The 384-nt window shown below is 70.8% G+C and carries 1 protein-coding gene; it reads right to left on the reverse strand.

Translation table 11 applies throughout. From position 1 onward, the window contains the following. Window positions 1-384, reverse strand: a 384-nt coding sequence (locus B7P34_RS36485; protein ID WP_223268651.1) for an FGGY family carbohydrate kinase, incomplete at both ends; no start/stop codon positions are given.

Raw genomic sequence — 384 nt, forward strand, 5'->3', positions numbered from 1 at the left:
GGCGTCGCCGACGCCGAGCACCTTCTTCCCGGTGAGCTTCCAGTGCACGTAGCCGGCGAGGGTGGTGAGGAAGTCGAGGCGCTCCACGTGCTCCTCGCCCTGCTGCACGGCGTGCAGGAGGTGGGAGATGCTCCAGCGCAGCGGGATGTTCTGCGCGAGCGTCTCGCTGAGCAGGGCCGCGGCCTCCGTGGTGAAGGTGTTGCGCCAGGTGCGGAACTCGGCGAGCTGCTCGCCGTCGGCGTCGAGGGCGAGATAGCCGTGCATCATCGCGGAGATGCCGAGGCCGCCGAGGGCCGTGAGCTCCGTGCCGTGCTGCGCGCGCACATCGCGGGCGAGGTCGGCGTAGCAGTCGCGGATCCTCGCCCACACGGCGTCCAGCGAGTA

Origin of the sequence: Streptosporangium nondiastaticum, from assembly GCF_003011965.1 — a bacterium.
GTDB classification, from domain to species: domain Bacteria; phylum Actinomycetota; class Actinomycetes; order Streptomycetales; family Streptomycetaceae; genus Streptomyces; species Streptomyces nondiastaticus.